This window comes from Anaerolineales bacterium, from assembly GCA_022866145.1.
Taxonomy (GTDB): Bacteria; Chloroflexota; Anaerolineae; order Anaerolineales; family E44-bin32; genus PFL42.
Genome location: JALHUE010000183.1, coordinates 1 through 4,981, shown reverse-complemented (window position 1 = coordinate 4,981; position 4,981 = coordinate 1). Strand labels below are relative to the sequence as shown.

Below are 4,981 nucleotides of genomic sequence, written 5' to 3'. Positions count from 1 at the left end.
TCTGCCGACGCTGCCTTGCGGTTGATCGTGTGCCTCCTCAGCGGCGCCCGAATCCATCACGATATACACAGGGCGGCGCTTCACCTCTTGGTAGATCAGCCCGACATAGACCCCAACGGTGCTGATCAGCAGCACGAGCACTCCCCCCATGAACAGGGAGATGAACATCAGGGAGCTCCAGCCCGGTACCAACCCGGCACGGCCTCCCAGGATCCAGACGACAGAAACCCACAGCGCCTCGGCGCCAGCCATCAGCAGGAACAGCACCCCCGCCAGGAGGCCGACATACACGGGAACAAGTGAGAAGGAGAAGATGGCTTCTGTGCCCAGCCTGGCCATCTTGCGGGCAGAATACTTGGATTGGCCAGCGATTCTCCGGCCGGTGTCGTACGGTAGGGCAGCGGTCTTGAAGCCGAGCCAGGCCACCATGCCTCGCAGGTAGCGATGATATTCGGGCATCGAGCGCAGAGCCTGGACAGCCCTGTGCGAAAGCAATCGGAAGTCAGCCGCCCCGGGAATGACCTCGGTTTCGGACAGCGCAGCGAGCAGCCGGTAGAAAGTGCCGCGGGTCACGCGCTTGAACCCGGAGGCTTTCCCTTCCGAGCGGCGTACGCCGAGGACCACATCGATCCCCGACTCGAACAAGGACACCATATCCGGGATGAGCTCCGGGGGATGCTCGCCGTCTCCATCCATCGTGATGACGGCCTCGCCGTCCGCCCGATCGAGCCCAGCGGTGATCGCCGCCTGGTGGCCAAAGTTGCGGCTCAGGCGTATGCACTCGACCGCGACCTCGCCCGTCGGGAGATCGCCGATGACTGCCGACGTTCTGTCCGACGAGCCGTCATCGACATAGATGACTCGGCAGTCCCAGGGCAGCTGGTGCAGCACACCGGCCAGCGAGGCATGGAACTCCGCCACCCCCGCCTGCTCATTCAAGACAGGCACGACCACGTCTAGCCGCGGTCGCCGGCTGCCAAGCCCAGCGCCGGCTTCGGCAGGTCTTTGCAAGGCCATGGGTCGTTGGGCACTATCTCCGACCGCACGATCCTTCACGGCACTCCCTCCCTGATCCAGGCGGATCAGCATCCTTGGGCGCTTCATCCATGGAGAGCTTGACCGCCGAGCCGAGCAGACTGGCCTTCGGGCGGTCCGCAACGCCAGTTCCGCCCGCCGCAATCGGCTGGCCCTTCTGGCTCGGCATCATGAACCGATCCGCTCGAGATGGATTGTGTCCCTCGACCGGCTCGACTCGAGCGCCGCCAGAGCGGCCTTCAGGCTCAACACCCCTTCGGCCAGGCCGCAGACCGGAGCCACCCCCAGCTGGACGATCTCCAGGAAATGCTTCATCTCGGCCAGGAAGAGGTCATTGCGTGAGAAATCCTCAGACACTCGAAAGGAGCGCCATTCGCCTTCAGCTGCCGTCCACCATCGAAGCTCCCCGGCCAGCAAGTCGCACTCGGCGCTGCCTTCCGTCCCGATCACCCCCAGATGCTGCATGGCCGGTCGCTGGGCATAGTCGAGATGAATAGTGGCCTGCGTGCCGCCAGTGAACCCGAGCATGACGTCAGCGATGCCCTCCACACCCTCCAGCTCCACATGGGGCAAGGCCGCTGTCCTGGCAGCGATGTCGGTCGGGGGCCCAAAGAGCCAAGCCAAGTAATCAAACGGATGACACAGGGTAAGCAATGCGCCACCACCCAGATCCGACCGAGACGAATAACTCCGGCGGTAGTCCTCCCAAGGATGCCAGCCAGGGAGGTATTCTCCATAGTGGGCTCGAGCGTGCACAGGCTCCCCAAGCTCCCGGGCAGACAGCAGCTGATGCAGGCGCAGCAAACACGGATGGAAGCGGTACTGGAACCCAACCAGGATCCTCGACCCACTCGATGCAGCGGCCTGCACCAAGGCGGGGATGCGGTCCATCGAACTTGAGATGGGTTTCTCAATGAGCATGTGGCAGCCGGCCTTCGCCGCCGGCAGCGCCACCTCCATGTGGTAGGCGGTTGGATTGGCGACGATGACCGCTTGCGGCTTCCATGCCAATCCCTCTTCGACGCTCTTGACGGAGGGGTAGCTCACAAGTTCTTCGTCCGGAAGGGTGCTCCTCCCCGTTCGCACCAGCAGGAAGTCCTCCTCACCGAGTGAGATCAGATTCCGCAGGTGGCGGCGACCGATTGAACCCAGGCCCACAATCATGATCCGCATGGCGGTGCCGCACCCTCCTCGGAATCCGTCGCCCCTTTCACCGCGCCCACCTCAGTTGGGCGGACTCGACTCGAGGAGCCGACACAGGTGCTCCCCCGTTCGGCTACCAGCAGTGCCGTCGAGGTAGGTGATCTCCTGGCGCAGGAAGGCCTGCCGGGCGTCACGTTGCCCGCCAGGATATGCAAGCCCTGCCTGGATCGCCCGGCGGAGTTGGGCTTCGTCCAGCGCCACAGTCCCGGCCTGGGCTTCACGGAAGCGATCATGCGTCGGCCAGTCGCCGATCCTGGACAGGGGCAGAGAGTATTTGCGCGGAGTGTCCCAGCCCTTCGGAGCGTCAAGGCAGACACTCACAATGGGCCGGTCATGGATCGCGGCTTCGACCACCATCGTCGAATAAACCGTCAAGAACACGTCGGCATACGCCATCATGGACGTCTTCTCCGGCATGTCCTCCCCGGAGTAGTAGCCGAGTTCGCCGCCCAGCGGCACTGGCTGCACAACCTGTACGTGCGAAGCGGCACGGGCCAAGGCCTGGATACGTTCCCTCTCGCCGGCAAACAGGTGGTTGTCCATGAAGTGGTTGGGATGAAGGCGGACCAGCAGTTGGCATGGCTCCCCAAGAGCGTCTTCCCGAACCAGACGCGCCAGGGCCTCTACATTCTGGTAGTTGGGGGAGAAGCTCACGAAAGAGCACGCATAGCAGAGCAGCTTTCGGTTGGGATCCAGACCATGCTGGGCAAAGTACTCCACCCTAGGCAGCAACCATGCTTTGCGAAAGTACCCGTCATACGACGGAATACCGCCAACATGCACACGCTCTGGCGGCCAGTCGGAACCTTGCACGAGCTCCGTCACCTGTTGGTCCGACCAGCAGGTCACATGGTCGATTCGGGCACCGGAGAGGCTGTAGCTGCTTGGGTTATCCCAACCCACAATCGCGGCCGCGGTCCGGATCCCGCGAGCTGCCGCCTCCCGCAGGAGGTAGCGGTCCAGCCTCCAGCCGGCCGTGCTGGCAACGACCAGCGACGGACGATATCGATCCAACAGGTCGTCGTAGAGGCTCGGGGTGTAGCGCATCTGTGCCCGCACCAGGCGACGCCTGGCCCGCGAGGAGCGACGCAGAATACCGATCAATAGCCAAGCGAGCGGCATCAGCACCCGACGTCGATTGGGCTCCTCGACGGCTACCTGTTCGATATAGCTGTCCATGGCCTGGGTGTTGATGGATCGTGAGCTTCCCACTCGGCGCAGGAAGTGCAGCCACCACTGGCGTTCCGGATCCACGCCAGCAGCATAGGCATGGGCCTGCGACAGCCGCAGTCCTTCAACGACTAGGCCTGGGCGTTCGAACTTGCCCGCGATCTGCCCCACCAGGCCATCATCGGTGAGCAGGACGACACGATGTCCGGCGGACAGGAGGGTGTCGACGACGTCGCTTTGAAGAAAGTAGACCAGGGCCAGACCGTGATCGGCGACAACGAAGACCGTGCGCCTGGAGACCGATGGAGCAAGCTCGCCGCTAGCGGGCATAGTACCAACGGAAGATCCGGTCATGAATCCCCAACAGGAGCCGGCGGAGGGGAGGGAACCGAAGCAGCCTGCGGCGAGGCGTTCCTGCCACTGGCCCGTCGGCGCGCAACGCCGCCGCATCCACCACCGGGGTGTTGCTCATGTTCATCGCCAGAGGTTCACAGGTCATCAGGCGCAGGTACCCTGCTTCATTCACTCGCTGATCGAGCTGGCGAACCTGGCCCATCGGGCGATCCATCTCGAATGGAAGGAACTGCTGCAAGACCGACTTGTAGGCGACGAACTGCCAGTGGGAAGCTCCGGCATGCGCGCTCACGCCCTGGTAGGTAAGGCGAACATCCTGCGTCGAGTCGTAGCGCTGTCGGATGTGGGCTTCCTCTTGACCCAGACTGAGGTCGAAATCCCTGAACACTTCCCAGGGAATGAACTGCCCGCGTTCGAGTCGGACACCGGGGGTGTTCTCCGCCCAGCCAATCGTCGAGGAAAGGAAAGCCTCCGGGGTACGGAAAGGTCTACTGGTTACCATCCCCACCTTCGGGAAGGCCTGCAAGATGCGGATGGATTGAGAAAGCCAGTTTGGCGCAAACAGCGCATCGCTGTCGGTGTAGGCAAGTACCTCGCCTGGAGCTGCCTGGAATAGGATGTTCCAGGCGCCTCCCTTTCCAAGGTTGCTGCCGCAGAGCCAGAGCATCTGGATTCGCCGATCTGCGAACGCATCTCGGAGGAAGGACTGAACCTCCTCACAGCTGCCGTTGTCAAACACCAGCAGATCGTGTTCGACATCCGTTGTTCGCCACAGACTGTCGAGGCAGGCCCGGATGACCTCGAGGCTTTGAGCGAAGTAGCCGCTCAGGAACGGGGCATAGGTCAGGACGGCGACCGTCACCCCTCTTGGTCGGGCAACATCCTGGACGAACTTGGCCGGGTTCTGCCCAATGCGCATGGATCAATCCTGCTCGGCAGGCTGCGAGCCCGCGCCGGATATCTTGCTCAGCCAATACCCCGTCATCCCCCGCAGCTCGCGCCAGGCCCTTACGGGATGGAGCAGGCCGAAAACCAATTGGGGGAGCACAGCGGACTGCGTATGCAGCACCGGAGCCCGTTCGAAGTCGCGCAGGATCTTCGCCAACGAGGCTGGCCGCGGGACCACTCTTCCGCCCTCCAGCATGTGATCGGCGTCGGCGAGGTCGAAGATCCGGCGCCTACCCCCCGCCAGGCGCACGTTCTCCTGCGTCTCAGGAAG

At 63.2% G+C, this 4,981-nt stretch carries 5 protein-coding genes; all 5 read right to left on the bottom strand.

Annotated elements, in window-relative coordinates:
* Nucleotides 1–948, bottom strand: a 948-nt coding sequence (locus MUO23_05855; GenBank protein ID MCJ7512477.1) for a glycosyltransferase family 2 protein, incomplete at its 3' end; no start/stop codon positions are given.
* Nucleotides 949–1,203: 255 nt separating this feature from the next.
* Nucleotides 1,204–2,208, bottom strand: coding sequence for a Gfo/Idh/MocA family oxidoreductase (locus MUO23_05850; protein MCJ7512476.1), 1,005 nt, complete (start codon nt 2,206–2,208; stop codon nt 1,204–1,206).
* Nucleotides 2,209–2,259: 51 nt separating this feature from the next.
* Nucleotides 2,260–3,738 carry a hypothetical protein gene (locus MUO23_05845; protein MCJ7512475.1) on the bottom strand — a complete coding sequence of 493 codons (1,479 nt, stop codon included), beginning with the start codon at nt 3,736–3,738 and terminating at the stop codon, nt 2,260–2,262.
* A complete protein-coding gene (locus MUO23_05840; GenBank protein ID MCJ7512474.1) occupies nt 3,728–4,681 on the bottom strand; it encodes a glycosyltransferase family 2 protein in 954 nt (317 codons plus the stop codon). The genes MUO23_05845 and MUO23_05840 overlap by 11 nt, the downstream gene beginning before the upstream one ends.
* A 3-nt stretch (nt 4,682–4,684) precedes the next feature.
* Nucleotides 4,685–4,981: hypothetical protein (locus tag MUO23_05835; GenBank protein ID MCJ7512473.1), on the bottom strand; the 297-nt coding region annotated here is incomplete at its 5' end.

What these genes read in the sequence shown, in the direction of transcription:
- MUO23_05850 (MCJ7512476.1), bottom strand. Translation starts at nt 2,208, where the DNA reads ATGCGGATCATGATTGTGGGCCTGGGTTCAATCGGTCGCCGCCACCTG.
- MUO23_05845 (MCJ7512475.1), bottom strand. Translation starts at nt 3,738, where the DNA reads ATGCCCGCTAGCGGCGAGCTTGCTCCATCGGTCTCCAGGCGCACGGTC.
- MUO23_05840 (MCJ7512474.1), bottom strand. Translation starts at nt 4,681, where the DNA reads ATGCGCATTGGGCAGAACCCGGCCAAGTTCGTCCAGGATGTTGCCCGA.